Raw genomic sequence first — 25,431 nt, 5'->3', positions numbered from 1 at the left:
GCTGTTATGAATACCGTAACTGAAAAAGATAATAAATCCGTCGAACATGAATCGCCGGCTGATGAACATCGTCTGCGCAGCGAGCGCATTGCCGCCCGTGGCGTTAGCCTGGGTAGCGGCAAGGCCAAGTATCTGATCCCGCTGGTCGGTCTGGCCGTCCTCGCGGGCATGGCGTTCGCGTCGAATTAAATGACTTTGAGCTCGTCCAGTGGCCAGCGCGGCCGCACGTTGAACGAGTAATCCTTTTTCGCCGCGTCCGGGTTGATCATCAAACGCATGGCCCCGGCGAAGGCGATCATTGCGCCGTTATCGGTGCAGAATTCCAGTTCAGGGTAATAGACCTTGAACCGCTTCTTGGCCGCCGCTTCGTTCAGCGAGGCGCGCAGCTGGCTGTTCGCGCCTACGCCGCCGGCGATCACCAACCGCTTCAGGCCGGTGTGCTTGATGGCGGACACGCATTTTGCGGTCAACACATCCACAATCGCATCGACAAAGCCGCGCGCGATGTTGGCCTTGTCTTGTTCGCAGATATTGGCGACGATTTTTTCCTCGTGGTTCTTCACCACCGTCAGCACCGCCGTTTTCAGGCCGGAAAAGCTGAAATTGAAATCCTTGGTGTGCTTCATCGGGCGCGGCAGCTGATAAGCGGCCGGATCGCCGAATTCGGCCAGGCGTGAAATCGCCGGACCGCCCGGATAACCCAGGCCCAGCAGCTTGGCCGATTTGTCGAAAGCTTCGCCAGCGGCATCGTCCAGCGTCTCGCCCAGCAGCGTGTACTGGCCGACACCGTCCACCCGCATCAGCTGAGTGTGGCCGCCCGACACCAGCAGCGCGATGAAGGGGAATTCCGGCGGCTCCGACGCCAGCAGCGGCGACAGCAAATGGCCTTCCAGGTGGTGCACGCCCAGCACCGGCTTGTCCAGCGCCAGCCCGAGGCTGCACGCCACCGACGAGCCGACCAGCAGCGCGCCCGCCAAACCCGGTCCCTGGGTGTAGGCGATGGCGTCGATGTCCTGCGGCTGCTTGCCAGCTTGTTCCAACGTCTGCGTCAGCAGCGGGATGGCGCGGCGGATGTGGTCGCGCGAGGCCAGCTCGGGCACCACGCCGCCATATTCCTCGTGCATGGCAACCTGCGAGTGCAGGGCGTGGGACAGCAGGCCGTGTTGCGTGTCGTACAACGCCAGGCCGGTTTCGTCACAGGAGGATTCAACGCCAAGAACGATCATGGAAAATGCGGATTTCATCAGGGGAATCCGCCATTGTAATGTAAACCGCGTGCATGCATGCACCAGCGCAGCTCCGGACCGCACTGGCGGAGTGCGAAATTTTGCCAAATGGCCAGATTTTCAGGTGTTTTCTCGTGGCACCGGTTTTGCTTATAAAACAGGCAGAGCCGGGGAGGATGCCATGTCTGAACGATGGAAATTGATATGCAAATTAAAGGATGTACCGCTGGGCGGCGGCGCGCGCCTGGTGCCGCGCGGTCTGGCCTGGCAGGAGTTGCCGGGTGTGGCGCTGTTTCGCACCGACGAGGTCAGCGTCCATGCCGTGCTCGAATGCCAGGGCGTTGATCCGCGCTTCAGTAAAGCGCGGCGCTATTCGGTGCGGGTGGAAAATTTCAAGGTCTATCTCGACCTGGATGAACTGAGCGCCCCGGCCAGCCAGGCCGAGGCGGCGCTGGCGGGGCAGTTCGGGGTGGCGACCAGCCTGGTCGCCTACTGCTATTAAGGGCGGTTCAGCAACTGCTTGTGGGCTTCGCGCAGCATCTGCGCGGTGGTGTCCCAGTCGATGCAGCCGTCGGTGACCGAGCAGCCGTACACCAGCTGGCTCAGGTCGGCCGGGATCTTCTGGTTGCCGCCAACGATGTTGGACTCGATCATCACGCCCACCAGCGACTTGTTGCCCTGCACGATCTGGTGGATGACGTCGGCCATCACCAGCGGTTGCAGTTCCGGCTTCTTGTAGCTGTTGGCGTGCGAGCAGTCGACCACCAGGTTGGCCGGCAGCTTGGCCTTGGTCAGCGCCTGTTCGGCGATCGCGATCGACACCGAATCGTAGTTCGGACGGCCGTCGCCACCGCGCAGCACCACGTGGCCGTAGCCATTGCCGCGGGTGCGCACGATCGCCACATTGCCCTGGGCGTTGATGCCCAGGAAGGAGTGCGGATGCGCCGACGACAGAATCGCGTTGATGGCGATGCTGATGTCGCCATCGGTGCCATTCTTGAAGCCGACCGGGGTCGACAGGCCGGACGACATTTCGCGGTGGGTCTGCGATTCGGTGGTGCGGGCGCCGATCGCGGTCCAGGCGATCAAATCGCCCAGGTATTGCGGCGAGATCGGGTCCAGCGCCTCGGTGGCGGTGGGCAGGCCCAGTTCGCACACGTCGAGCAGGAACTGGCGCGCCTTTTCCATGCCGACGTTGACGCGGAACGAATCGTCCATGTCCGGATCATTGATATACCCCTTCCAGCCGGTGGTGGTGCGTGGCTTTTCGAAATACACGCGCATCACCAGCAGCATGGTGTCGGCCACTTCGGCCTGCAGTTCCTTCAGGCGGCGGGCATAGTCCAGGCCGGCCACCGGATCGTGGATCGAGCACGGGCCAACCACCACGAACAGGCGCTGGTCCTTGCGGTCGATGATGTTGCGCAGGGCTTCGCGGCCCTTCATCACGGTCTCGGAGGCCAGATCGGTCAGCGGCAGCTTGCTGTGCAAGGCTTCCGGCGACGGCATCGGAGCAAACGAGGTGACGTTGACGTTTTCAATGTCTGGGGAAATCATGGTCTCAACAGTCCAGTTCGGTTCTAATCATTTTCGGGGACGGATAGTGTAGCCGAAATGCGCCGTAGTGGTTTAAGCTGCTGACATGACTACAACATTCGAACCATTCCCGGCCGCGCGATTCATCAAGGAAATCGGCCGCGGCAAAGCCGGCGCCCGCAGCATGTCACGCGATGACGCCCATGATTTGTACCAGGCTATGCTGGATGGCCGGGTTTCCCAGCTGGAGCTGGGCGGTATTTTGCTTTCGATGCGCATCAAGGGCGAATCGGTGGAGGAGATCGCCGGTTTCCTGGATGCCGCCGAGGCGTCATTCGAGCCGTTTAACGCGCCGCCCGGCCAGTTTGCGCCGGTGGTGATCCCGACCTACAACGGTGCCCGCAAGATGGCCAATCTGACGGCGCTGCTGGCCTTGCTGCTGGCGCGCGAGGGCGTGCCGGTGCTGGTGCACGGCGTGACCACCGATCTGGGCCGGGTGGCGACGGCGGAAGTGTTGGCCGAGCTGGGCGTGACGGTGTCGCGCCACCGTTCGGAGGCGGAGGAGGCGATGTCGCAGGGCAAGCCGGCCTTCATCACCATCGAGGCGATGGCGCCCAAGCTGGCGCATCTGCTGTCGCTGCGGCGCATTTTGGGCGTGCGCAATTCGACCCATACGCTGGTCAAGATCATGCAACCGTTTGCCGGGCCGGCGTTGCGGCTGGTGTCGTACACCCATCCGGAATATCTGGAGATGCTGGGCGAGTACTTCACCACCGCCGCCCTGCACGAGCGCGGCGATGCTTTCCTGATGCGTGGCACCGAAGGCGAGACGGTGGCCAACGCCAACAAGGCGCAGCAGATCGACTGGTTCCATGGCGGCCTGCGCACCACGCTGGTTCCCAAGCAGACGCTGGTGGGCGAGTTGCCGCTGCTGCCGGAAAACAAGGATGCGGCCACCACAGCGGCCTGGATACAGTCGGTGCTGGACGGCGCGGTGCCGGTGCCGCCGCCGATCGCCGAACAGGTGGCGCAATGCTTGCTGGTGGCGCGGACCATCGCCTCGCGCCAGCATGTGAGCGAGCCGATCGAGTAAAATCTCGCCCTTTTACGTCATTCCGGCGGAAGCCGGAATCCATGCTGAGCGTGAATGCACACGTTCTATAGATCCCGGCCTGCGCCGGGATGACAAGCGGTAACTAACAGGAATGACATGGCAAAGTTTGATGTAGCGGTAATCGGCGCGGGCGCGGCCGGGATGATGTGCGCGGCCACGGCGGCCCAGCGCGGCCTGCGCGTGGTGCTGATCGACCACGCCGCCAAGCTGGCCGAGAAAATCCGTATCTCGGGCGGCGGTCGCTGCAATTTCACCAATGTGAATGCCGGCCCGGCCAACTTCCTGTCGGAGAATCCGCACTTCTGCAAGAGCGCGCTGTCGCGCTACACCCCGGCGGATTTCGTCGCGCTGGTGAAAAAGCACCGCATCGGCTACCACGAGAAACATCGCGGGCAGCTGTTCTGCGACGATTCGGCCGAGCAGATCATCGACATGCTCAAGGATGAATGCGCGGCTGGCGATGTGCACTGGCGCCTGCCGTGCAAGGTCGATAGCCTGGAGCAGACCGAAGCCGGTTTCGTGCTGCAGACCGATAGTGGCCCGATCGAAGCACCCAGCGTGGTGATCGCCACCGGCGGCCTGTCCATCCCCAAGATCGGCGCCAGCGACTTTGGCTACCGCATCGCCAAACAATTCGAGCTGCGCCTGGTCGAACCGCGCCCGGCGCTGGTGCCGCTGACCTTCGACGCCCAGCAATGGGCACCGTTCGTCGAAATGGCCGGCATCGCGCTGGAAGTGGACGTGGAAACCGGCTCGCTGAAAGGCCGCAACCCGAGCGGCGGGCGGTTCCGCGAGGATTTGCTGTTCACCCATCGCGGCCTGTCCGGCCCGGCGATCCTGCAGATTTCCTCATACTGGCAACCGGGCGCGCCGATCGTCATCAACCTGCTGCCGGAGCTGGACTTGGCGCAAGCGCTGATCGAAGGCAAGAGCACCATCAAGAAACAGCTGGGCAATGTGCTGGCGCAATGGCTGCCGGCGCGTCTGGCCGAAGGCTTGCTGCTAGCCCACGGTTTCGCGCTGGATGCCCGCCTGGCCGACATGCCGGACGCGCAGCTGCGCAAACTGGGCGCCGCCATCAACCAATGGACGCTGACACCGAATGGCTCCGAAGGCTATAAAAAGGCGGAAGTGACGCGCGGCGGCATCGATACCCGCGAGTTGTCGCAGCAAACCATGATGGCCAACAACGTGCCTGGCCTGTACTTCATCGGTGAAACGGTGGACGTCACCGGGTGGCTGGGAGGCTACAACTTCCAGTGGGCCTGGGCTTCCGGTGTGGCGGCTGGGCTGGCTGTTTGATATACTACCGTTCCCTGGAAGTCGCGGCGCCCGTGCAATCCCTTGAAGTCGTAGAAAGATTGCCTATACGCCGTGTTACTTTTGCCACCCGGGGCCGCATGTTTGGCTGATTTGCCAGGCTGTGGCTTGCGCTTTTCGGCAAAAGACGCTATAGTAGCAGTCTTCCTATAACCCCAACGGTTTGAATTTTTACATGACCACTATTCGCCTTAAAGAAAACGAGCCGTTCGAAGTCGCAATGCGTCGCTTCAAACGCACCATCGAAAAAACCGGCCTGCTGACCGAACTGCGTGCACGCGAGTTCTACGAGAAGCCAACCGCAGAGCGCAAGCGCAAGCTGGCTGCTGCTGTTAAGCGTCACTACAAACGCATCCGCAGCCAACAGCTGCCGAAAAAACTCTTCTAAGATTGCTTACGCAGGACAACCTGGCTTTGCCGGTTGTGTTTAGCGGCATCTAAGAGAACACCCGCTCCGGCTTGCCGCAGCGGGTTTTCGCTTTTTTATTTCCACATTCTCTGAAAGAAACGCCATGGGCTTGAAAGCACAGATTACCGAAGACATGAAAAACGCCATGCGCGCCAAAGAAGCTGGCCGTCTGGCCACCATCCGCCTGATCTTGGCGGAAATCAAGCGCAAGGAAGTGGACGAGCAGATTGAAGTCAGCGATGAGCAAACCGTGGCCATCGTGGAAAAAATGATCAAGCAGCGCAAGGATTCGATCACCCAATTCGAAGCCGGCGGCCGTGCCGATCTGGCTGATATCGAGAAAGCCGAACTGGTTGTGCTGAGCGCCTACATGCCAGCCGGCCTGTCGGACGAAGAAGTCGCGGCTGAAGTGGCCGCCGCCGTGGCCGCCACCGGCGCCGCCGGTCCGCAGGACATGGGCAAGGTGATGGGCGTGCTGAAGCCGAAACTGGCCGGCCGCGCCGACATGACCGTGGTCTCCGCGCTGGTCAAAAAAGCGCTGACCCCAGCCTAAGTTTCGCCCCGTCGCGGCTTGATCCGCATCAAAGCGGATCGGCTGTGACGGTATAGTCTGATCTACAACAAGACCGCTCAGCCCTGTGATCCCACAAACTTTTATCGCTGATTTGCTCAACCGCGTCGATATCGTCGACGTGGTCGGCCGTTACGTGCAGCTGAAAAAAGGCGGCGCGAACTACATGGGTTTGTGCCCGTTTCACAATGAAAAGTCGCCCAGCTTCACGGTTAGTCCGACCAAGCAGTTTTATCACTGCTTCGGCTGCGGCGCACATGGAACCTCGATTGGTTTCATGATCGAATATTCCGGCATGGGCTTTGTCGATGCCGTCAAGGAGCTGGCGCAAAACGTCGGCATGGTGGTGCCGGAACAGGACGACAAGATTCCGCCGGCGCAGCGCGCGCAAATGCAGGCCCAGAGCCTGGCGCTGACCGAGGCCATGACGCGTGCCAATGATTTTTACCGGCTGCAGCTGCGTAGCGCGCCGAACGCCATCGCCTATCTGAAAAACCGTGGCCTGACCGGTGAGATCGCGGCCCGCTTCGGCCTCGGCTACGCGCCGCAGGGGTGGGACAATCTGCGTGCCGTGTTCCCGGAGTACGAGGCGGTGGCGCTGGCCGAGTCCGGCCTGGTGATCGACAAGGTGGACGAGGACGGCAACAACCGCAAGCGCTACGACCGTTTCCGCGAGCGCGTGATGTTCCCGATCAAAAATACCAAGGGGCAGGTGATCGCCTTCGGCGGCCGGGTGCTGGATCAGGGCGAGCCCAAGTACTTGAATTCGCCGGAAACGCCTTTATTTTCAAAGGGCTTCGAGCTGTATGGCTTGTTCGAGGCGCGCCAGGCGATCCGCGACGCCGGCTATGTGCTGGTGACGGAAGGCTATATGGACGTGGTGGCCTTGGCGCAGATGGGCTTCCCGCAGGCGGTGGCCACGCTGGGTACGGCGTGCACCACCCATCACGTGCAGAAGCTGCTGCGCCAGACCGATACGGTGATCTTCAGTTTCGACGGCGACAAGGCCGGCCGCCGCGCCGCGCGGCGCGCGCTGGAAGCTTGTCTGCCGCATGTGACCGACAACAAGACCATCAAGTTCCTGTTCCTGCCGACCGAACACGATCCGGACAGCTATGTGCGCGCTTACGGCAAGGAAGCGTTTGAGCAGGAAATTCACGAAGCGATGCCGCTGTCGCAGTTCCTGATCCGCGAAGCGATGGGCGAGCATGATTTGAACAGTCCGGAAGGGCGGGCGCGCATCCAGTTCGACGCCAAGCCGATGCTGCAAGCCATGACGCCCACCGCGCTGCGGCTGCAAATCGTGCGCAGCCTGGCGCAGATGACGCAAACCCAGCCGCACGAAGTGGAATCGCTGTACGAATTATCCAAGCCGGTGGCGGCGGCGCGACAGGCGCCACCGCGCACCGGCCGCACCCAGCCTAAGGGGCTGGAGTTGCAGATCATGCGGGTGGTGGTGACCCATCCGGCGCTGGCGCTGGAGCTCGACGCGGCGGCGCTGCAGGCGTGCCAGTTCTTCGGCGCCGAGGCGGCCGAGCGGCTGGAGCAGCTGGTGACAGCGGCGCGGATGCTCGGCGAGAACGGCACCTTTGCCGCATTCGCGCAGCATCTGAAGTCTTTGAGTGATGAATATGACGGCATCATCGGCGAAATCGTCAAAGAGCCGGAGTCCGAGCGGGATACCGAACGGCTGGTGCTGCGGGCGGCGATCCGCCAGGTCAAGCACAATGCGCTGAAGCAGGAGCTGAGCCAGTTGTTTGCCGCCGGCCTGTCGTCGGACGAGATTGGCGTGCGTTACCGTGAGTTAACCGCGCAGCAAGACCAGCTGTTACGCGAGGCGCAGGCGGAACTGGCGCCAAGGTAATCAGATTGACATTGGGAAGGCGCAGGTCTTCCCTCTGGAAATTGAAAAGTGACGTGCTATAATAAAACGCTAAGTGTTGTATCTTTTGGCATCGTTTTTCTGTTGAGAGTGTGTTTGTTTTCAGTGAGTTAGGCTCTTGATCGACGCGGAATGACAAGTGTCGGCGGCCAGGGCCAGCTTGGGTTTAGTGTCAGCGACATTATGGTCGCTGTAAGCAAACGTTCTGTTTGCTGGCTAACCCAGTCATGGTTTCTTGCTCCCATGCACGAGTCTGATGCAGTAGAATTCCTTGGAGTTCTATGGAGCTCGGTCGGCCTGACCAGGTGTAAGTAAGTCGTAGTATTGTCGGACTTGAGTAGTCGGCAAGTCCGGAGACGTAGGGATCCCATAAGGATCGAAACTTTATCCGTAATCGAAAGCGCCTGTGCCAATCAAGAAACCTGAATCCAAAGCGGCTGAAAAGCCGGTTAAAGTGAGCGCAAAATCCGCCAAGACGGCGGACAAATCGGAGACGCGCGTAGCCACGCAACCGCCGGTGGTCAATCAGACCACGGATGCGGCGACCTTGGCTGCCATCGACACCTCCGGTTACGTGCTGCCCACGGTCAAAGTGCCGGGCCGGCGCGGGCGCAAACCGAAAGAATTCCAGCCTGAAAACGACGAAGTCGCCGCGTTGAACGCGGTCGAACGCGCCGAGCTGAAGGCGGTCGACAAGGCCAAGGCCAAGGACCGCAAGGCCAAGGAAAAGGCGCTGCTGAAAGATGCGTTCTCGTCGGATACCGAGGCCACCGAGGAAGAACTCGAACGCCGCCGCCAGAAGCTGAAAACGCTGATCAAGTTCGGTAAAGAGCGCGGCTTCCTGACCTACGCCGAAATCAACGACCACCTGCCGGACAATATCGTCGATCCGGAAGCGATCGAAGGCATCATCGGCACCTTCAACGACATGGGTATTGCCGTCTACGAGCACGCGCCCGATGCCGAAACCCTGCTGCTGTCCGACAACGTCGCCACCGTCACCAGCGACGACGAGGCCGAGGCTGCCGCCGAGGCGGCGCTGTCCACCGTCGACTCCGATTTCGGCCGCACCACCGACCCGGTCCGCATGTATATGCGCGAAATGGGCTCGGTCGAGCTGCTGACCCGCGAAGGCGAGATTGAAATTGCCAAGCGCATCGAAGATGGCTTGAAAGACATGATCCAGGCGATCTCCGCCTGCCCGGTGACGATTGCCGAAATCATCGCCGCTTCCGACCGTATCCGCGCCGATGAAATCAAGATCGACGAAATTGTCGACGGCTTGGTAGACGACAGCGCAGACACCGCCCCGGCGGCGACCGCGTCGTCCGATGAGGATGAGGAAGACGAGGAAGAGGAAGAAGAGGAAGAAGAGGAAGAAGAAGAATCCAGCCCATCGGGCGCCGCCGCCGGTTATTCGGCCGAGCAGCTGGAAGCCCTGAAAACGGCTTCGCTGGAGAAATTCGACGTCATCTCGCTGCAATTCGACAAGATGCGCCGCGCCTACGAGAAGGAAGGCTACAACTCCAAGGCCTACATCAAGGCGCAGGAAGCCATTTCGGGTGAGCTGCTGGGCATCCGCTTCACCGCCAAAGTGGTCGAAAAGCTGTGCGACACGCTGCGCGGCCAGGTGGACGAAGTGCGTCATATCGAGAAACAGATTCTGGACGTGGCGGTGAACAAGTGCGGCATGCCGCGCGCCCACTTCATCAAAGTATTCCCGGGCAATGAAACCAATCTGGACTGGGTGGATGGCGAAGTGGCCGCCGGTCACGCCTACAGCGCGATTCTGGGCCGTAACATCCCGACCATCAAGGAACTGCAGCAGCGTTTGATCGACCTGCAGGCGCGCGTGGTGCTGCCGCTGCCGGACTTGCGCAACATCAACCGTCAGATGGCGGCCGGTGAAATGAAGGCGCGCAAGGCCAAACGCGAAATGACCGAGGCCAATTTGCGTCTGGTGATCTCGATCGCCAAGAAATACACCAATCGCGGTCTGCAATTCCTCGATCTGATCCAGGAAGGCAACATCGGCTTGATGAAGGCGGTCGACAAGTTCGAATACCGTCGTGGCTACAAGTTCTCGACCTATGCGACGTGGTGGATTCGTCAGGCCATCACCCGCTCGATCGCCGACCAGGCGCGCACCATCCGGATTCCGGTGCACATGATCGAGACCATCAACAAGATGAACCGCATCTCGCGCCAGATCCTGCAGGAAACCGGCGCCGAGCCGGATCCCGCCACGCTGGCCATCAAGATGGAGATGCCCGAGGACAAGATCCGCAAGATCATGAAGATCGCCAAGGAGCCGATTTCGATGGAAACGCCGATCGGCGACGACGACGATTCGCATCTGGGCGACTTCATCGAGGACAACAACACGCTGGCGCCGTCCGACGCCGCGCTGCACGCCTCGATGCGCGGCGTGGTCAAGGACGTGCTCGACTCGCTGACGCCGCGCGAAGCCAAGGTGCTGCGCATGCGTTTCGGCATCGAAATGTCGACCGACCACACGCTGGAAGAGGTTGGCAAGCAGTTCGACGTCACACGCGAGCGCATCCGCCAGATCGAAGCCAAGGCACTGCGCAAACTGCGTCACCCTAGCCGTTCCGACAAGCTGAAGAGCTTCCTGGAAGGTAATTAAGGCTTGACTGGGGACTGACCTAGCCCTTATGCTCGCGTGCTTGGCTTTGTGCCAAGTGCGCGTCAGAGAGGCCAGGGCAGGCTCCAGCGCAACATCCTCTCAGGGCCCTTAGCTCATGCTTGGTTAGAGCAGAGGACTCATAATCCTTTGGTGCGCGGTTCGACTCCGCGAGGGCCTACCACTTTTTAATAGCTGCTCTTGGGCAGCTATTATTTTTAGCGCTTCGTCCGCTGACACTCCCGAGTCTTCAATAATCTTCAGGATCGTGCCTACGTCGGGCATACGCTCACCACGGGCGTATCGATCCATTGTAGGTGGCGGCACATCCCACATCATAGCTGCCCTGCGCACTGAGCGGCCCTTTAGTGCCTTCTCTATCAATTCTTGATATTTCATAGTAATTTACAATTAGTAATATGCATCCAAATGGATTTATTTTGTATCCGAATGGATGTAAGTAAACGATAGCACAGTCGGCTATCGGTGCCTACGGAATTTGCGTGACATGTAACGCATTCGCTATGCGGCTGGCGCGGAAGTAAGTCCAGCCATTTGTTTGAAAGCTGCTTCGATGTCTTGGCGTAGCTGAGTTGATGTTGGGAAGTTGCGATACCTGATGGTTTGGTCGCTCGCGTTTTTCAGCATTGCGTCTCGCTCGGCGTCATGGGCGATTTTGCTGTCATGGGTTGCGTCATCTAACTCGATTACGGCGATGGGTGTCAGTGTTTTTGTGCAGATGAGGAAGTCTGTTCGTTTGCTCGCAGAATTGACCCACTCTGATTGACCCACTTTTCACTGCCTGGCGAATGCTGCCACGCGGTCATATGACCCTTCATACCCCAGCTCCTTAAGGTCCAGATGGAGCTGCTTCAGATTTCGCCGCTGTTTGCGGGGCTTACATGCTTCAGCCTTGAGCCATGCCGACAGCAGCACAGAATATTTGTCTAAGAGACTTGATGAACGCCGCTCCGCGTAAGAGGGCTCGGTGGTTTCCGACCGTAGGTATCGCCGGACGGTGTTGCGGGAGATACCCAGTCGCCTGGCGATCTCCCGGAGGGGAACTTGGTCACGAAGGTGCCAGCGTCGAATTATGCCTAGTAAAGCCACGTCGATCACTCCGATCTCCTGTCGAAAGGACAGGAAGGATTGTGCTATGAGCGTGGGTCAGATTCCATTGCAAATTCGTGGGGAAGATGGGTCAATTTTCAATGCAAATTAACAATTGGCCGTTTGTAGCATGTTTGTGCTACGAGCAGCCTCTTTCATTTAGGCTCATTTTCTATAAAATTAGATGGTAAAAATCTAATTTTTTAGGCTGGAGATACTATTAAGGGTCATACGACCGCGTGGCAGCGTTTGCCAAGCAGTGGAAGGCAGATCAATTGGAATGGGGCAATTCTGCGAGCAAATGAACACTCATGAGCAGGATTGTGTCTTATACGTGGGTCAGATTCGCCTGAAAATTATGGGATGAAGCGGATCAGTTTTCGGTGCGAATCAATAGCTGAGTGGAGGCGAATGTTATGAGTGATTATGATGGCGGGAAAAGTAATAAGGAAAATAAATTCCCTGTCGGCCAGCAGGCCAATATGAGTTGTGAAAATCATATTTTTCAGTTTAAAGATATTCGATCTTTTAGTCTTAAGCTAGGAACTATTCAAAAAAATGCCAATCAAAGTTCTAGTTCAAAAAAAATGATGGACTTGAAGAATTTAATTAATAAAAATAACCTGAAAGGGATGGGGAGTAATAAAAATTCTTTCGATAAAAGTGGGATAGTTCAGCGGTTAAAAACATTAGAACAACTAGCATTGGATCCAAGTAGGATTGGTGAGACTGTGGTAAAGATTACGGATTATTGTGATGACATGGCGGATGAGTCGGCGGGTAAATTTATCGCTATAGGAGATGTTGAATCACCAATTTATATATTTTGGGAAAAATTGAATGAAGCTTTCTATTCTTTGAGTAGTGATATCTCAACTGTAGAAAAGCCTGATGCTGAAGGTGCATCGTTATTTTTTCTGAATATAGTGCGGAAATTGAAAGTCTAAACGAAATTTATGCGGCAGGTGAAAGAGGGGATTTTTCTGGTTCTGGTAATTCACGATTTTTCAAGCTGAAAAAATCACCTGCCACTGAAAATAAAGAAGCTGCTGAAGATTTAGGTGTGGATGATAGAAAAGAAATTAAAAAACCACCATCAAACTACGCTAATGTTTTTAGTTTGCGATCAGACAGATCCCCGTCAGATCGTGGAAAACCTAATGTTGCTAGTACGGTAAAAATTAAAATAAAAATGGTTTGTGACAAGCTGGTGGGATATGGGACGGATATAAACGCAGGGAAAGATTCAGCGATACTTCTTTGGATGAGTGATTTTAATAATCTAATTGAATATCTTGATACGTTATCAAAATCCAATAAGAGCGTGGATATGAAGAGTTATGATTCTCTCATATTGCTTGGTGCAATTTCTAAAATGCAAGAAATTTGCCGGACTGCGGATTCTGTGCGGGCAAATATGTGCCATGAAGCGATTCCTAATGCTCTTCTCAGATTGTTGGGTTTTAAGAAGTAAATTTCCCTTATTGATATTTTCAAGGAATAGTAGAGCAGGTTTCTCATAATCCTTGGTGTGCGGTTCGACTCCGCGAGGGCCTACCAAAATTTAGTAGGTAAACAAAGGGTTAGCTAAGGCTAGCCCTTTGTTATTACAGCTTCTAATTGTTGTTTCTCAAAGCTCGCTGCAAGGTTTGGTGACATCTTATATGCTCACATTTGAGTAAGTAAGAGCTCAGTCATGAAGCCGAGTTACAAGCCACCTTTCGTGACGTTTGTAAAAAAGCAGCGCAAGCAGTTGCAGCTGGTAATTGAAGATGCTGTTGAGGAAGTTTGTGCCAATCCCGATATCGGAGAGTCCAAGGCAGGCGATCTTCAAGGCGTTTGGGTGTATAAGTTCAAGCACAATCGTCAGGATTACCTGATGGCGTATCGTCCGCCGCCAAGCGAAGAGTTGACGGCAGGTGAAATTGATTTATTGTTCATTGATTTCTACCAAGTGGGTACGCATGAAAATTTCTATGCTGCCCTGAAAAAGTATCTGAAATCGTGAGGGTTAGATGAGCCAAGTTACCGCAGAAGTTGTCTTTGAGAGTTTCACGCAGCTTGCTACTCGTGAGCGTGCAAAATTTTTTGCGTTGCTTGCACAGGCAAGTACGCAAGGGCAAAATTTTTCCCATGATCAGGTGTTCGGTCACCTTGCTCAGGATGAATTTACAGCGACTGAAGCTGCTGAGTATTTGGATGTCTCGATGTCGACGTTCCGTCGGTATGTTGCGCAGGGGAAGATCACGGTATCAGGCGAGGTGGGGCGAAATCGGCTGTATGCAACCACGGATTTAAAATCGTTTAAGCGATCGCTCCAGCAGGTGAAAGCCCCAAAATAAAGGGAGTCAGGTTTATCGCCTGACTCCCTTTTTGTTTGGGTGCTAAGCCCAGGTCGCGATTACCACCACAGCGCGTACACCGCGATCAGCACGGCGCAGATGATGGCGGTGCCGATCGCGAAGCCACGGTCGACGCGGAACATCGAGCTGTCGATTTCCAGGCCGCGTTGCTGGCCAGCCGGCGCTGGCGCCAGTTTGCTGATCAGTACCATGCCGGCCGTCACCACGAAGAATACGATGAACATGCGGTCCAGGAACGGGATTTCATACACGCCAGCGGCAGTGGCCTTGGCGAAGCCGATCGGTGCCAGCACCGACAGGTCCATCATGCCAGGCAGGAATTTCAGGATGATGGAGCCGACCAGGCCGCCCACGGTGGCAAACATCGCGGCGCCGGCGGTGGTGCGTTTCCAGAAGAAGCCCAGCAGGAACATGGCCAAGATGCCCGGTGACACGAAGCCGGTGTATTCCTGGATGTACTGGAAGCCACCTTGTTTGTCGATGCCCATCATCGGCGCGATCACCACCGCCAGGCCCATGGCCACCACCACGCTGACGCGGCCTATCCACACCATGCGTTGCTCGCTGGCGGTCTTGTTGAACAGTTTGGTGTAAATGTCGAGCGTGAAGATGGTGGCGATGCTGTTGGCCTTGCCGGCCAGCGAGGCCACCACGGCGGCGGTCAGGGCGGCGAAGGCGATGCCTTTCAGGCCCGATGGCAGCAGACCCAGCAGGATAGGGTAGGCGCGGTCAGGATTCAGCACGCCGTCGCTGTGCATGGCGTCGCCCAGCGAGCCGGATTTGTCCAGCGCGAAGGCGGCGATGCCTGGCAGTACCACGATCACCGGCATCAGCAGTTTCAGGAAGGCGGCAAACAGCAGGCCCTTGCGGGCGGTCGGCAGGTCGGCGCCCAGCGCGCGTTGGGTGATGTATTGGTTGCAGCCCCAGTAGTTCAGGTTGACGATCCACATGCCGCCCAGCAGGATCGACAGGCCGGGCAAGTCCATATAGTTCGGATTGTCACGCTTGAGCACCATATCGAAGTGCTCGCCGGTGCGGGCGTACAGCTCGGTCAGGCCGTGCAGCGCGCCTTGCTTGCCGGCCAGCGCCGCCACCAGGTCCAGCGCCAGCCAGGTCGTGACCAGGCCACCGACCACCAGGCAGGTCACCTGCACCACGTCGGTATAGCCGATCACCTTCATGCCGCCCAGGGTGATGACGGCGGCAAACACGGCCAGGAACAACATGCACGGCAGCAGGGCGATGCCGGACAGGCTGCTGATCGCCAGCGCGCCAAGGTACAGGATCGAGGTCAGGTTGACCACCACGTACAGACCCAGCCAGAACAGCGCCATGGTGGTGGCCACCGCCTTGCCATAGCGCTGTTCGAGGAACTGCGGCATGGTGTAGATGCGGTTTTTCAGGTACACCGGCATGAAGAACACGGCGACGATCACCAGCGTGGCGGCCGCCATCAGCTCATACACGGCAATTGCCATGCCGATGCGGTAACCGGAGCCGCTCATGCCGATGAATTGCTCGGCCGAGATGTTGGAGGCGATCAGCGAGGCGCCGATGGCCCACCAGGTCAGCGAGCCTTCGGCCAGGAAGTAGTCGTGCGAGGCCAGTCCGGAACTGGCCTGCTTGCGGCGGTAGACCCACAGGCCGTAGCCCGCCACCAGGACGAAATAAACCAGAAAGACGATCAGGTCGATAGTTGAAAAGTTGCGCATGCAATGCTCTTGAATGAAGTTGTCTCGTCAGCAGGTCGCGAAGCAAGACGCGGCTGCCATTTTTATTGGTGCGCCAGCATTATTGCTGAATACGGACGCGTTGTGAGCATTTATGCACTGCGGTTAGGAAGAATCATTGCCCCGGTTGGTGATTTTTGTAATCCTTTTAGTGGCAAAATCACCGAAAAAGGAGGAGACATTATGATTGATCGAAATCGACGGAGTCTGGTGCTTGCTGTTGGTAGCGCTATCACGACCTCGACGGTGGGCTTGCCGGCGTGGGCCGTACCGGACGGGCGCAAGCTGGGTTATGCGATCGTTGGCCTGGGTGGGTATGGGCTGGGCGTGATTATTCCGCAGTTCAAGAACTGCCAGCACAGCAAGCTGGTGGCGCTGATCAGCGGCGATCCGGCCAAGGCGCGCCGCGTTGCGGCTGAGTACGGGGTGCCGCAGCACGGGATTTACGATTACAAGAATTTCGACAGCATCAAGGACAATCCGGACATCGATATCGTCTATGTCTGCCTGCCGGTGTCCATGCATGCCGAGTACACGATACGCGCCGCCAAGGCCGGCAAGCATGTGATGTGTGAAAAACCGATGGCGGTGTCGTCAGCCGAGTGCGAGGCGATGATCGCCGCCTGCAAGCGGGCCGGCAAGAAGCTGATGATAGGCTATCGCTGCCACTTCGAAGCCCACAATCTGGAAGCGCGCCGGCTGGCGCGCGCCGGCCACATCGGGAAGTTGCGCTATTTCCGCTCCGAACACGGTTTCACCATGGGCAACCCGGACTCCTGGCGCCTGAAGAAAGCCATGTCTGGCGGCGGTTCGATGATGGATATCGGCATTTACGCGCTGAACGCGGCACGTTACATGACGGCCGAGGAGCCGATATCGGTCTACGCCAAGGAAACCACCGACCGCAACGATCCGCGCTTCCGCGAAGTCGAGGACATGATCGAGTTCCAGCTGGAATTCCCGTCCGGCGTGATCGCGTCCTGCATGTCGATGTACAGCGCCAACCAGAACCACATCCTGCTGATGGGCGACAAGGGCCGCATTGATCTGGAGCCCGGCACGCGCTACGACGGCAACAAGCTATGGGTGGGGCAGGACCGCGGCAACCAGATCACGCCGCCGCCGGGGCCGGGGCAGACGCAGTGGGCGGCTCAGCTCGACCACCTGTCGCTGTGCGTTATCAACAACAGGGAGCCGATCGTACCGGGTGAGGAGGGCTTGCGCGACATCCGCATCATCGAAGCGGTCTACCGCTCGGCGCGCGAGCAGAAGCGCATCGTGCTTACGTAACGCTGTCTTCGGCCGCGCGCACATCCAGCATGGAGGCCACCAGATCGGCCTCGGTCAGGAGTTCCTGCAGCGGGAAGCCGTCTTCCAGTGCGACCACGGCACCGGCCGGGATGGTGTCGGCTTCGCCGCTGGATGACTGCGGGGCGTGCGGCATGTAGGCGAATTGCGGATAGCGGGTCTGGCCGCGCTGGGCGATGTCGTTCAGCGTGCGTGGCGCCGCCCGCAGCAGGCCGTTGCGGACCCGGCGCTGGCGGTCTTCGGCGCGCTTTTTCAGCTGTGCCGCCAGACGCGCGATTTCTTCCGTCAGGCGGTCGGCTTCGGCTTGCTGGCTTTGCATTTCCTCGTCGCTCAGCGTTTCTTCCCATTGCGTCAGCTTCAGCAGACCGCGCTTGTGCATGGCCTGGCGCTGCAGGTCGATTTCCAGCGTCGACAACCGGGTCTTGTGGATGTCCAGCGTTTGCTGGACGCTGGCGTCGCCGTTGGCGCGGTGCCAGCGGTCGTTGAAGTCGAATACCAGACCATCAAAGTAGAAATACATCGGCAGCGCGTGCGGCGACTGCAGCACTTGCTGCGGGCTCAGCTGCCAGCGTGCCGCCAGCTCGGCCAGGGTCAGGGTCAGAGGTTCTATCGTAGGCATGTCGCCATTTTCGCATAGCGCGCGACTTGTTGCGCCGACCTTTACGTTTTTGAACTACCCACATTTCGATTTTTGCCGACAGCCGATTTCGCGCTTTGGCGGACGTTATACTCGTTTCATAACAAAAATGAGCAAAATAAGGGGACATGGATGGGCGACAGGACCATACGCAAAATCGTGATTGTCGGTGGCGGCACCGCCGGCTGGATGGCGGCCGCGCCGCTGGTACAACGCCTCGGCAAGCGCGCCGAGATCGTGCTGATCGAGTCGCCGGACATCGGCACCGTCGGCGTCGGTGAAGCCACCTTGCCGACCATACGCTATTACAACGCCGCGTTGGGGCTGGATCAGGACGACTTCATCCGCAAGACGCAGGCCTCGTTCAAGCTGGGCATCGAGTTCAAGGACTGGGGCCAGCTCGGCAATCGCTTCTTCCATGGTTTTGGCGATTTCGGTCCCAAGATCGATGGCCGCTCGCCGTATATGCATTGGTTGCACCTGGCGCGGTCCGACCCGAATATTCCGTCGTACGAAAACTGGTCGATGTCGACCGTGATGGCGCGCAACCAGCGCTTCGCCATGCCGATGGACAGTTCGCCGTATTCCTACGCCTTCCACTTCGACGCCGGCCTGTACGCCGCCTATCTGCGCGAATGGTCGATGCAACGCGGCGTGCAACGGATCGAAGCCACTGTCGCCGAGGTTGAGTTGCGGCCGGACGACGGCTTCATCGCCGCCCTCAAGCTGAAAGATGGCCGCCGCATCGAAGGCGAGCTGTTCATCGATTGCTCGGGCTTCCGTGGCCTGTTGATCGAAGGCGCGCTGCACGCCGGTTACGACGACTGGAGCGAGCAACTGCCGTGCAACAGCGCGCTGGCCGTGCCGTGCGAAAAGGTGCCGAAGATCACGCCATTCACCACCTCCACCGCCAAGCCGGCCGGCTGGATCTGGCGCATTCCGCTGCAACACCGTACCGGCAACGGCCACGTCTACAGCAATGCCTTCACCACCGATGCCGAAGCCCAGCGCGTGCTGCTGGAAGGGCTGGACGGCAAGGCGCTGGACGAGCCGCGCCAGCTGCGCTTCGTCACTGGCCGCCGGCGCAAGTCCTGGGTCAAGAATTGTGTGGCGGTGGGGCTGTCGTCCGGCTTTGTCGAGCCGCTGGAATCGACCAGCATCAACCTGATCGAAAACGCCGTCGGCAGCCTGATCCAGTATTTCCCGGATCTGGATTTCAAGCCCGAGCTGGCTTATGAGTTCAACCGTTTCATCAGCAAGCGCTATGAGTCGGTGCGTGACTTCATCATCATGCACTACAAGCTGACCAACCGGACCGACAGCGAATTCTGGCGTTACTGCGCCAATATGAAAATTCCGGACAGCTTGCAGCACCAGATCGAGCTATTCCGCGAAAGCGGGCGGGTAGCGGTCTACGATCCGGATGGTTTCGCGGAACCGTCGTTCGTTTCCATGCTGCTGGGCCTGGGCGTGGTGCCGCAGACGGACGATCCCTTCGTCGCCGCGCTGGACCGCGACAAGCTGCAAGCCCATCTGGCGGCGGTGCGCGCGACGGTGATCAAGGCCGTCAGCGGCATGCCGGATCACACCGAGTACCTGAACGCCAACGCCCGCGCCTGACGGATCATCAGCTCAATCCGGGCGCCAGACAGTAAAATGGCAGTCTTGCTGTCCCGGAGTATTGACCATGATGTATTTGAAAGTCCCGTTCGCGGAAAAAGATGAAGCCAAGGCGCTGGGCGCGCGCTGGAACAACGAGCGCAAGTCCTGGTATGTGCCGGAAGGGAAGGACGCAGCGGCGTTCTCGCGCTGGCTGCCACCGGGCGGCGCCGATTTCGTGCCGGCCGTAGCTGCGCCATCGTTGAAGTCGCGTCCGCAGATGACCGATACCTATGCCGGCAAGCCGATCATCGGCCGTCATTTCGTCGACCTGCAGCATGACTGCAGCCCGTTCGAAGCCTGTCCGGTGTGCGCGCCCAAGCTGGCCGGCTGGCAGGCGGTGTATGACGATGTTGCAAAGATGCTAAAACCGCTGCGTCCGGCATGATGTTCTATTTACAAAAACGGCGGGAAATGCAATCCTGATCGGGATGAATTTCCGTACCGAAAATCGCCCTGTCGAGCCGGTGCAGCGCTTCCGCCGTCCCGCCGATGTGTTCGAGGCGCTGTTGCAGAGTATCCAGGGCGGCGAAACCCACGCCCGCCCGACGCTGGATCTGGTGCCGGGCTCACCCTTTCTGCCTTTCCTCGAAATCGGCTACGCGCTGCGTACTTGTCTGGAAAAACCAGTTAAACACGACTATCTGCTGGAAAGGCTGCGCCCGCACCTGAACGTGCTGATCGGGACGCTGCCAGCCTGTATTATGCCGATGGGCATGCTGCCCAAGCTGGCGCCGCTGCCCGGTTTCCGCAAACTGGAAGACATCGCCGACGATGAAATCCGCGACTGGCTGATTCAGGAAGGTGGCCTGATCTACGGCGAAATGCAGCGCTTCGAGCTGGAAAACTACTTCGACGCCGTCAAACCGTATCTGGCGCCGGGCGGCCTGATGGTCGATCTTGGCAGCGGCCTGGGCAAGGTGGTGATGACGGCAGCGTTGACCCTGCCATTTACCCGCTGCATCGGCGTCGAATTGCTGAATTACCGGCACCGGCTGGCGCAGGAGCGGCTGGTGCGCCTGTTGACGCTGGCCCGTCAGGGACTGGAGGCGCTGCCGGAGCCGCTGACGCTGGAAACGCCGCTGCAACTGCCGTCCGGTGTGCAGGCCAACGGCCGCCACTTGCTGGATCTGGGCGCGCGCATCGCCTTCCTCGAAAACGATATGTTCAAGGTCGATGTGCGCGGCGCCAGCCTGGTGTTTCTGTACAGCACCTGCTTCGGGCCGCTGATGGACGCCATCAGCGACAAGCTGGCGCGCGAACTGAGCGAAGGTGCGCTGGTGACCACCACCACCTATCCGATCAAGCATCCAGCCTTCAAGCTGCTGGAGATGCATGCGCCGGGTACCTTATCCTGGACCAGCGTGATGATTTACCAGCGGGTCGGCCCGCAGATGAGCGTGCCGGCGTCCGAATCCCGCTATCTGCACCAGCCCGACCCGGACGCCTGGGATGCCCGGGCGCGGGCCGAGCTGCTGGCCATGATCGGCGGCTAAAGCAGCCATTTGCGTGCAGTAGCGATCACGTTGTCGGACAAAGCGCGCGTGAACGGGGTCTGGATATCCCACATATGCCAGACCAGCGGCACCTCCAGCCATTGCCCAGGCGCCAGATCGACCAGCGTTCCCGCCGTCAGCTGCCGCGCGCATTGCAGCGTCGGCAACATGCCATAGCCGAAGCCGGCCTCGACAAAGCGCACGTAACCGTCCGAGCTGGACAGCGCATGATGCGGATAGCGGCCGGTGTAACCGGTCTGGCGGGCGATGAAGCGGGTTTGCAGCATGTCCTTGCGGTCGAAATTCAGCGCTGGCGCCTGCTGCACCGCCTGCGCCGTCATGCCATCCGGGAACCAGCGGCCGGCAAACTCCGGCGCCGCCACGCACAAGTAGCGCATCACGCCCAGCGGGGTGGCGGTGGTGCCCGGTACCTGAGTGGTTTCGCTGGTCACGCAGCCGATCACCCGGCCTTCGCGCAACATGGTCAGCGTGTGGTCCTGATCGTCGATGCGGATCTGCAGCATGCAGGCGCCGCCAAGCATCAGCGGCGACACCGCCTCCTGCAACCAGGTGGCGGCGCTGTCGGCATTGACGGCGATGGCGATTTCCGGTGGCGTGCCGCTGTCGCCGGGACGCTGGTCCAGCGCCGATTCCAGCAGCCGCACCTGGCGGTAATGGGCGATCAGCCGTTGCCCGGCAGCGGTCGGCAGCGGCGGCTGACTGCGCACCACCAGCAATTCGCCGGCGGCGTTTTCCAGCATGCGCAGCCGTTGCGAGACGGCTGACTGGGTGATGGCCAGCGCCGCCGCAGCCTTGTCAAAGCTGCCATATTCGATCACGGCATCGAGTGCCGCCAGTCCCCGGTAGTCTACGCGGCTCATTAGCTCACCTAATACTTGGCAAATAAGATTAATTATACTTATCTTGCGACTGGCCGTAAGCTGGGCTCTTTTTTGCACCGGAGAAGGGCCATGGAAGCTGCGGCATTTTTAAAAGGCATCGGTTTGGGCGGTAGCCTGATTATTGCGATTGGTTCGCAGAATGCTTATCTGTTGAAGCAGGCATTAAAACGCGAGTTTGTGCTGACTTGTATCGTGATTTGTATTTTATGCGATGTGGTGTTAATTGCCGCCGGAGTTGCCGGCATGGGGACGCTGATTATCGAAGCGCCAGCGATTTTGTTCTGGATTAAAATCGCCGGCGCGGCATTTTTATTCTGGTATGGCGTGCGCGCGGCACGCTCAGCGTTACATCCTTCCGCCATGGCTGCTATCGATAATAATACCGCGCCGAACCGGAAAACGGTTATTGTGGCAATGCTGGCTTTCAGCCTGTTAAATCCCCACGTTTATTTGGATACGGTGGTGTTATTAGGTTCGATCGGTGGCCAGCAAAATGGCAACGGACGGCTGTATTTTGCCTTGGGTGCAATGTTGGCATCTACGATATGGTTTAGCAGCCTGGGCCTGGGGGCACGTTATTTAACGCCAATATTTTCACGTCCAGCCGCCTGGAGAATTTTGGACGGCATTATCGCGCTGGTGATGTGGACGTTGGCGATTTCCCTGTTTTTCTAGCTTCTACGCTGGAAACTGGCTGGTTCGTGCTAATTTTTGGCATGAAAACCGGCGTCCCGCCCCTCAAATCATGGATGTGCCGATAGGCAACACTCGAGTACGGCAATTGTCGCCAGCAGCTGAGTTCGGCATACAATGCCTGAAGTCACTTTAAGAACAGCGCCTCCCGGCGCCAGCCGTCCATGAGCGCAAGCCCCGACTATTTAATCGCGATGGTGGTGGATTTTTCCGCCGATACTATTTTAAGCGCCTTGCTTATTTTCCTCTGGATAATCCAGCGTAAGGAAAGGCATGCGCTATTCTGGGGCGCAGGTCAGTTTTCCGTGATGATCGGTTCAGCGATCTGGTTGAATTCTGAAGATGTATTGTCGTTGTCCACGCGCTTATATTTATGTGGTTTATCGCTATCGCTGGCTATCGCCGGTTATTGGGCGGGGACCCAATTCTTTATCGGTAAATTACGTCCACATCATATTCGCTGGATGGGGCCTATTGTTCTGATATTAAGCGGCCTGTTTTATTTTTTGTGGAATACCAATCCGCATTGGCTGGTGCCCGGCAGTGCGGCCGGTTTGGGCTTGATATTATGTTGGGCTGGCCGGCGTTTGATCGGCGTTAATAAGCGCTATCGCTTATTGGGATGGACCTTGATTATGCGCGGCTGCCTGGATTTGTTGAGCGCCGCCAGTTTTGGACCGGAGATGTACGAGCAGTGGTTTGTCTTCACCAGCGTGTTCAAGGTGCTGTCGATGCTGGGCCTGACCTACGCGGTTCAGGATGAAATCCAGCAACGTTACGCCCGCACTATCGACAGCCTCAGCCACGGCTTTTTGATACGCGACCGGCGCGGCTACATCCACGTTGCCAATGAACGTTGTGCAAAGTTGCTAGGTTTTAACAGTGCTGAAGAGTTGATCGGATTGCATGTTTGCGATCTGCTGCCCAATCTGACCCGGGACATGGCCGACGCCTATTTCCGCTATTTCGAGACCGAAGGCGTCCAGTACCCCATTTCCAATACCGCAACCGTCACCCTGCGCAACGGCAGCCGCTTGCCGGTGGAGTTGCTGGGTTCGCCGTACATCGAGCGCGGCAGATTGTTCTGCCTGGTCCAGTTACTCGACATCAGCGAGCGCCAAAAAAAGGATGATCAGCTGTATCAGGCCGCCCGCATCGACCCCATCACCGGCTTCTTCAACCGTCACGCGCTGTCGCTGCGGCTGACCGAAGAGGTGGAAAAAGCGGCCGCCGCCGGCCAGGAATGTGCCGTGTTGTGCGTGGATCTGGGCAAGTTCAAGCGCGTCAACGAATCCTTCGGCCATGCCGCCGGCGACGAATTGCTGCGCAGCGCGGCGCGCCGCCTGCACCGCCTGCTGCGCCCGGCCGACGTGCTGGCCCGGTTTGACGGCGACGAATTCATCGTCCTGATCCCCGGCCTGGCGCCGGGTAGCGCCGAAACCGTGGGGGCGGATTGTGCTTCTGCCATGATTGCCGCCATGGGCAAGGGTTTTGAGCTGTCGTATCACGCCATCAGCGTCACGGCCAGCATCGGCATTGCCTGCTACCCGCAGCACGGCACCGACAGCGGCGCGCTGCTGCACAATGCCGATATTGCGATGTACGAGGCGCGGAAAGCCGGGCGCGGCGAGCAGCGTTTGTTTGACGATGACATGAACGCCGCCGCCAAGGATGCGCTGATGATCGATGGCGCGCTGCGCGGCGCGCTGGCGGCCGGCGAGTTTTATCTGGTCTACCAGGCCATCACCAATGCCCACACCGGCAAGCTGACCAAGGTGGAGGCGCTGCTGCGCTGGAATAGTTCCCTGCTGGGGCCGGTCACGCCGGATCGCTTCATCCCGGTGGCCGAGGACAGCGGCATGATCGTCGAGCTAGGTACCTGGGTGCTGGAGCAAGCTTGCCGTCAGGCCGGCCGCTGGAAGCAGAGTGTGTTGGATGATGTGACCATCAGCATCAACGTCTCGGCCTGGCAGTTGGCTGATCCGGCCTTCGTCACGCTGGTGTCGCAGGCGTTGATCAGCAACGGTCTGTCACCGCACCAGCTGGAACTGGAGCTGACCGAGCGCGTGCTGATCGATGATGCCATCCATGTGCAGACCGTGCTGGCGCAGCTGCGCGCGCTGGGTGTCGGCATTTCGCTGGACGACTTCGGCACCGGCTATTCCTCGCTCAGTTATCTGACCCAGTTCCACCTCAACACGCTGAAGATCGACCGCGCGTTTGTCATGGATATCGAGCATAGCGAGCGCAGCAATTCGCTGGTGCACGCCATCATTGCCATGGGCCACAGCCTGGGCTTGCAACTGGTGGCGGAGGGCGTGGAGACCGCCGGCCAGGCGTCCATCCTGGAAAAAATGGGCTGCCATTATCTGCAGGGCTATCACATTTCGAGGCCGATTTCGCCGGAGTTGCTGCTGCAGTTTGCCGACGGCCGCGCCGGCGCCGCGCCGCAGCCCTACACCGACTACGCTATTTAGACGCAGCGGCGGCTTCGGCGGCGGTTGGCACTTTCAGCGCCGCCTCGTCGGCGGTCAGAATCCAGATGCGGTCGATATTGCCCATGCTGTCCACCGTGTAGTTGACCACCAGTCCGCTGCCGCGCACGGCGGCCGGCATTTCAATCCGGTTGTCCTGGTCGAAGATGCGGGCGGCGGGCGACAGCCGGCGCGCCTTGCCGTCCAGCGTGATGTCGGGGTAATAGCCCGGCGTAAAGACGCCGCGCAGGGTATTGGCGGGGAAGGGGCGGTCGAAGGCCAGTGCCGGCAGGGCGATCAGGGTGGCAAACAACAGCGTTATCCATCGCGGCATGGACGGACTCCTCGCAAGACGTG

25 protein-coding genes, 1 tRNA gene and 1 pseudogene are annotated in these 25,431 nt (G+C 58.8%); 19 read left to right on the top strand and 8 right to left on the bottom strand.

Going from position 1 to position 25,431, the window contains the following annotated elements; translation table 11 throughout:
- Positions 1-6: 6 nt before the first annotated feature.
- Positions 7-189, top strand: a complete 183-nt coding sequence (locus tag GJ699_RS21840; protein ID WP_154380247.1) for a hypothetical protein — start codon at positions 7-9, stop codon at positions 187-189.
- Here the strand turns inward: GJ699_RS21840 and tsaD are convergent.
- A complete protein-coding gene (tsaD, locus tag GJ699_RS21835) occupies positions 186-1,226 on the bottom strand; it encodes a tRNA (adenosine(37)-N6)-threonylcarbamoyltransferase complex transferase subunit TsaD (RefSeq protein ID WP_154380490.1) in 1,041 nt (346 codons plus the stop codon). The genes GJ699_RS21840 and tsaD overlap by 4 nt on opposite strands.
- Before the next feature lie 181 nt (positions 1,227-1,407).
- Here tsaD and GJ699_RS21830 point away from each other — a divergent pair, with 181 nt between their 5' ends.
- A complete protein-coding gene (locus tag GJ699_RS21830; RefSeq protein ID WP_154380245.1) occupies positions 1,408-1,728 on the top strand; it encodes a hypothetical protein in 321 nt (106 codons plus the stop codon).
- On the opposite strand, the gene GJ699_RS21825 is transcribed toward GJ699_RS21830, so the two are convergent.
- Positions 1,725-2,783, bottom strand: a complete 1,059-nt coding sequence (locus GJ699_RS21825) for a 3-deoxy-7-phosphoheptulonate synthase (protein WP_154380243.1) — start codon at positions 2,781-2,783, stop codon at positions 1,725-1,727. The two genes, GJ699_RS21830 and GJ699_RS21825, sit on opposite strands and share 4 nt — an antisense overlap.
- Positions 2,784-2,868: 85 nt before the next feature.
- Here GJ699_RS21825 and ybiB point away from each other — a divergent pair, with 85 nt between their 5' ends.
- The 7 genes from ybiB to GJ699_RS21790 all read left to right on the top strand — a co-directional run bounded on the left by ybiB (position 2,869) and on the right by GJ699_RS21790 (position 10,886).
- Complete coding sequence (gene ybiB, locus GJ699_RS21820) at positions 2,869-3,855, top strand: DNA-binding protein YbiB (protein ID WP_154380241.1); 987 nt, start codon at positions 2,869-2,871, stop codon at positions 3,853-3,855.
- Positions 3,856-3,972: 117 nt separating this feature from the next.
- Positions 3,973-5,178 (top strand): BaiN/RdsA family NAD(P)/FAD-dependent oxidoreductase, encoded by a 1,206-nt coding sequence (locus GJ699_RS21815; protein ID WP_154380239.1) that lies wholly within the window; start codon positions 3,973-3,975, stop codon positions 5,176-5,178.
- Positions 5,179-5,371: 193 nt separating this feature from the next.
- A complete protein-coding gene (gene rpsU / locus GJ699_RS21810; protein ID WP_008451879.1) occupies positions 5,372-5,584 on the top strand; it encodes a 30S ribosomal protein S21 in 213 nt (70 codons plus the stop codon).
- Between the two features lie 124 nt (positions 5,585-5,708).
- Positions 5,709-6,158 carry a GatB/YqeY domain-containing protein gene (locus GJ699_RS21805; RefSeq protein WP_154380237.1) on the top strand — a complete coding sequence of 150 codons (450 nt, stop codon included), beginning with the start codon at positions 5,709-5,711 and terminating at the stop codon, positions 6,156-6,158.
- A gap of 85 nt (positions 6,159-6,243) precedes the next feature.
- Positions 6,244-8,040, top strand: coding sequence for a DNA primase (gene dnaG / locus GJ699_RS21800; RefSeq protein WP_371867626.1), 1,797 nt, complete (start codon positions 6,244-6,246; stop codon positions 8,038-8,040).
- Positions 8,041-8,464: 424 nt separating this feature from the next.
- Positions 8,465-10,705 carry an RNA polymerase sigma factor RpoD gene (rpoD, locus tag GJ699_RS21795; protein ID WP_371867625.1) on the top strand — a complete coding sequence of 747 codons (2,241 nt, stop codon included), beginning with the start codon at positions 8,465-8,467 and terminating at the stop codon, positions 10,703-10,705.
- A gap of 102 nt (positions 10,706-10,807) precedes the next feature.
- Positions 10,808-10,886: transfer RNA gene (locus tag GJ699_RS21790), tRNA-Ile, on the top strand.
- A 338-nt stretch (positions 10,887-11,224) separates the two neighbouring features.
- Here the strand turns inward: GJ699_RS21790 and GJ699_RS35340 are convergent.
- The gene (locus tag GJ699_RS35340; protein ID WP_154380235.1) at positions 11,225-11,494 is read right to left on the bottom strand and encodes a DUF2726 domain-containing protein; all 270 of its coding nucleotides are present in this window, start codon (positions 11,492-11,494) and stop codon (positions 11,225-11,227) included.
- A 9-nt stretch (positions 11,495-11,503) separates the two neighbouring features.
- Positions 11,504-11,821: pseudogene (locus GJ699_RS21780) on the bottom strand (helix-turn-helix domain-containing protein); the annotation flags it as partial.
- A gap of 407 nt (positions 11,822-12,228) precedes the next feature.
- Here GJ699_RS21780 and GJ699_RS21775 point away from each other — a divergent pair.
- From GJ699_RS21775 to GJ699_RS21760, 4 genes are all read left to right on the top strand, one after another.
- Positions 12,229-12,759 (top strand): hypothetical protein, encoded by a 531-nt coding sequence (locus GJ699_RS21775; protein WP_154380233.1) that lies wholly within the window; start codon positions 12,229-12,231, stop codon positions 12,757-12,759.
- A gap of 116 nt (positions 12,760-12,875) precedes the next feature.
- Positions 12,876-13,286, top strand: a complete 411-nt coding sequence (locus tag GJ699_RS21770; protein WP_154380231.1) for a hypothetical protein — start codon at positions 12,876-12,878, stop codon at positions 13,284-13,286.
- A gap of 222 nt (positions 13,287-13,508) precedes the next feature.
- Entirely contained in the window at positions 13,509-13,820 is a 312-nt protein-coding gene (locus tag GJ699_RS21765) for a type II toxin-antitoxin system RelE/ParE family toxin (protein WP_154380229.1), read from the top strand.
- Between the two features lie 7 nt (positions 13,821-13,827).
- Entirely contained in the window at positions 13,828-14,154 is a 327-nt protein-coding gene (locus tag GJ699_RS21760) for a helix-turn-helix domain-containing protein (protein WP_154380227.1), read from the top strand.
- A 59-nt stretch (positions 14,155-14,213) separates the two neighbouring features.
- Here the strand turns inward: GJ699_RS21760 and GJ699_RS21755 are convergent, their stop codons facing one another.
- Entirely contained in the window at positions 14,214-15,887 is a 1,674-nt protein-coding gene (locus GJ699_RS21755) for a sodium:solute symporter family transporter (RefSeq protein ID WP_154380225.1), read from the bottom strand.
- Between the two features lie 201 nt (positions 15,888-16,088).
- Between GJ699_RS21755 and GJ699_RS21750 the strand changes: the two genes are divergently transcribed.
- Complete coding sequence (locus tag GJ699_RS21750) at positions 16,089-17,195, top strand: Gfo/Idh/MocA family protein (RefSeq protein WP_154380223.1); 1,107 nt, start codon at positions 16,089-16,091, stop codon at positions 17,193-17,195.
- Here the strand turns inward: GJ699_RS21750 and GJ699_RS21745 are convergent.
- Positions 17,188-17,832, bottom strand: a complete 645-nt coding sequence (locus GJ699_RS21745) for a sigma-70 family RNA polymerase sigma factor (protein WP_154380221.1) — start codon at positions 17,830-17,832, stop codon at positions 17,188-17,190. The genes GJ699_RS21750 and GJ699_RS21745 overlap by 8 nt on opposite strands.
- Before the next feature lie 150 nt (positions 17,833-17,982).
- On the opposite strand from GJ699_RS21745, the gene GJ699_RS21740 reads away from it, so the two are divergent.
- From GJ699_RS21740 to GJ699_RS21730, 3 genes are all read left to right on the top strand, one after another.
- A complete protein-coding gene (locus GJ699_RS21740) occupies positions 17,983-19,470 on the top strand; it encodes a tryptophan halogenase family protein (protein ID WP_154380219.1) in 1,488 nt (495 codons plus the stop codon).
- A 67-nt stretch (positions 19,471-19,537) separates the two neighbouring features.
- Entirely contained in the window at positions 19,538-19,897 is a 360-nt protein-coding gene (locus GJ699_RS21735; RefSeq protein WP_154380217.1) for a DUF5710 domain-containing protein, read from the top strand.
- Positions 19,898-19,940: 43 nt separating this feature from the next.
- Entirely contained in the window at positions 19,941-21,005 is a 1,065-nt protein-coding gene (locus GJ699_RS21730) for a class I SAM-dependent methyltransferase (protein WP_154380215.1), read from the top strand.
- On the opposite strand, the gene GJ699_RS21725 is transcribed toward GJ699_RS21730, so the two are convergent.
- Positions 21,002-21,886, bottom strand: coding sequence for a LysR family transcriptional regulator ArgP (locus tag GJ699_RS21725; RefSeq protein WP_154380213.1), 885 nt, complete (start codon positions 21,884-21,886; stop codon positions 21,002-21,004). The genes GJ699_RS21730 and GJ699_RS21725 overlap by 4 nt on opposite strands.
- Positions 21,887-21,976: 90 nt before the next feature.
- Here GJ699_RS21725 and GJ699_RS21720 point away from each other — a divergent pair, with 90 nt between their 5' ends.
- Positions 21,977-22,582 (top strand): LysE/ArgO family amino acid transporter, encoded by a 606-nt coding sequence (locus tag GJ699_RS21720; protein WP_154380211.1) that lies wholly within the window; start codon positions 21,977-21,979, stop codon positions 22,580-22,582.
- A 653-nt stretch (positions 22,583-23,235) separates the two neighbouring features.
- Positions 23,236-25,077 carry a putative bifunctional diguanylate cyclase/phosphodiesterase gene (locus GJ699_RS21715; RefSeq protein ID WP_229262227.1) on the top strand — a complete coding sequence of 614 codons (1,842 nt, stop codon included), beginning with the start codon at positions 23,236-23,238 and terminating at the stop codon, positions 25,075-25,077.
- Here GJ699_RS21715 and GJ699_RS21710 read toward each other — a convergent pair.
- Complete coding sequence (locus GJ699_RS21710; RefSeq protein ID WP_154380207.1) at positions 25,070-25,408, bottom strand: hypothetical protein; 339 nt, start codon at positions 25,406-25,408, stop codon at positions 25,070-25,072. The two genes, GJ699_RS21715 and GJ699_RS21710, sit on opposite strands and share 8 nt — an antisense overlap.
- Positions 25,409-25,431: the final 23 nt, after the last annotated feature.

Origin of the sequence: Duganella guangzhouensis (assembly GCF_009674535.1) — a bacterium.
Classification (GTDB): domain Bacteria; phylum Pseudomonadota; class Gammaproteobacteria; order Burkholderiales; family Burkholderiaceae_D; genus Rugamonas; species Rugamonas guangzhouensis.
This window is presented reverse-complemented; position numbering and strand designations above follow the sequence as displayed.

What these genes read in the sequence shown, in the direction of transcription:
- GJ699_RS21840 (WP_154380247.1), top strand. Translation starts at nt 7, where the DNA reads ATGAATACCGTAACTGAAAAAGATAATAAATCCGTCGAACATGAATCG.
- tsaD (WP_154380490.1), bottom strand. Translation starts at nt 1,226, where the DNA reads ATGATCGTTCTTGGCGTTGAATCCTCCTGTGACGAAACCGGCCTGGCG.
- GJ699_RS21830 (WP_154380245.1), top strand. Translation starts at nt 1,408, where the DNA reads ATGTCTGAACGATGGAAATTGATATGCAAATTAAAGGATGTACCGCTG.
- GJ699_RS21825 (WP_154380243.1), bottom strand. Translation starts at nt 2,783, where the DNA reads ATGATTTCCCCAGACATTGAAAACGTCAACGTCACCTCGTTTGCTCCG.
- ybiB (WP_154380241.1), top strand. Translation starts at nt 2,869, where the DNA reads ATGACTACAACATTCGAACCATTCCCGGCCGCGCGATTCATCAAGGAA.
- GJ699_RS21815 (WP_154380239.1), top strand. Translation starts at nt 3,973, where the DNA reads ATGGCAAAGTTTGATGTAGCGGTAATCGGCGCGGGCGCGGCCGGGATG.
- rpsU (WP_008451879.1), top strand. Translation starts at nt 5,372, where the DNA reads ATGACCACTATTCGCCTTAAAGAAAACGAGCCGTTCGAAGTCGCAATG.
- GJ699_RS21805 (WP_154380237.1), top strand. Translation starts at nt 5,709, where the DNA reads ATGGGCTTGAAAGCACAGATTACCGAAGACATGAAAAACGCCATGCGC.
- GJ699_RS21775 (WP_154380233.1), top strand. Translation starts at nt 12,229, where the DNA reads ATGAGTGATTATGATGGCGGGAAAAGTAATAAGGAAAATAAATTCCCT.
- GJ699_RS21765 (WP_154380229.1), top strand. Translation starts at nt 13,509, where the DNA reads ATGAAGCCGAGTTACAAGCCACCTTTCGTGACGTTTGTAAAAAAGCAG.
- GJ699_RS21760 (WP_154380227.1), top strand. Translation starts at nt 13,828, where the DNA reads ATGAGCCAAGTTACCGCAGAAGTTGTCTTTGAGAGTTTCACGCAGCTT.
- GJ699_RS21755 (WP_154380225.1), bottom strand. Translation starts at nt 15,887, where the DNA reads ATGCGCAACTTTTCAACTATCGACCTGATCGTCTTTCTGGTTTATTTC.
- GJ699_RS21750 (WP_154380223.1), top strand. Translation starts at nt 16,089, where the DNA reads ATGATTGATCGAAATCGACGGAGTCTGGTGCTTGCTGTTGGTAGCGCT.
- GJ699_RS21745 (WP_154380221.1), bottom strand. Translation starts at nt 17,832, where the DNA reads ATGCCTACGATAGAACCTCTGACCCTGACCCTGGCCGAGCTGGCGGCA.
- GJ699_RS21740 (WP_154380219.1), top strand. Translation starts at nt 17,983, where the DNA reads ATGGGCGACAGGACCATACGCAAAATCGTGATTGTCGGTGGCGGCACC.
- GJ699_RS21735 (WP_154380217.1), top strand. Translation starts at nt 19,538, where the DNA reads ATGATGTATTTGAAAGTCCCGTTCGCGGAAAAAGATGAAGCCAAGGCG.
- GJ699_RS21730 (WP_154380215.1), top strand. Translation starts at nt 19,941, where the DNA reads ATGAATTTCCGTACCGAAAATCGCCCTGTCGAGCCGGTGCAGCGCTTC.
- GJ699_RS21725 (WP_154380213.1), bottom strand. Translation starts at nt 21,886, where the DNA reads ATGAGCCGCGTAGACTACCGGGGACTGGCGGCACTCGATGCCGTGATC.
- GJ699_RS21720 (WP_154380211.1), top strand. Translation starts at nt 21,977, where the DNA reads ATGGAAGCTGCGGCATTTTTAAAAGGCATCGGTTTGGGCGGTAGCCTG.
- GJ699_RS21715 (WP_229262227.1), top strand. Translation starts at nt 23,236, where the DNA reads ATGCGCGGCTGCCTGGATTTGTTGAGCGCCGCCAGTTTTGGACCGGAG.
- GJ699_RS21710 (WP_154380207.1), bottom strand. Translation starts at nt 25,408, where the DNA reads ATGCCGCGATGGATAACGCTGTTGTTTGCCACCCTGATCGCCCTGCCG.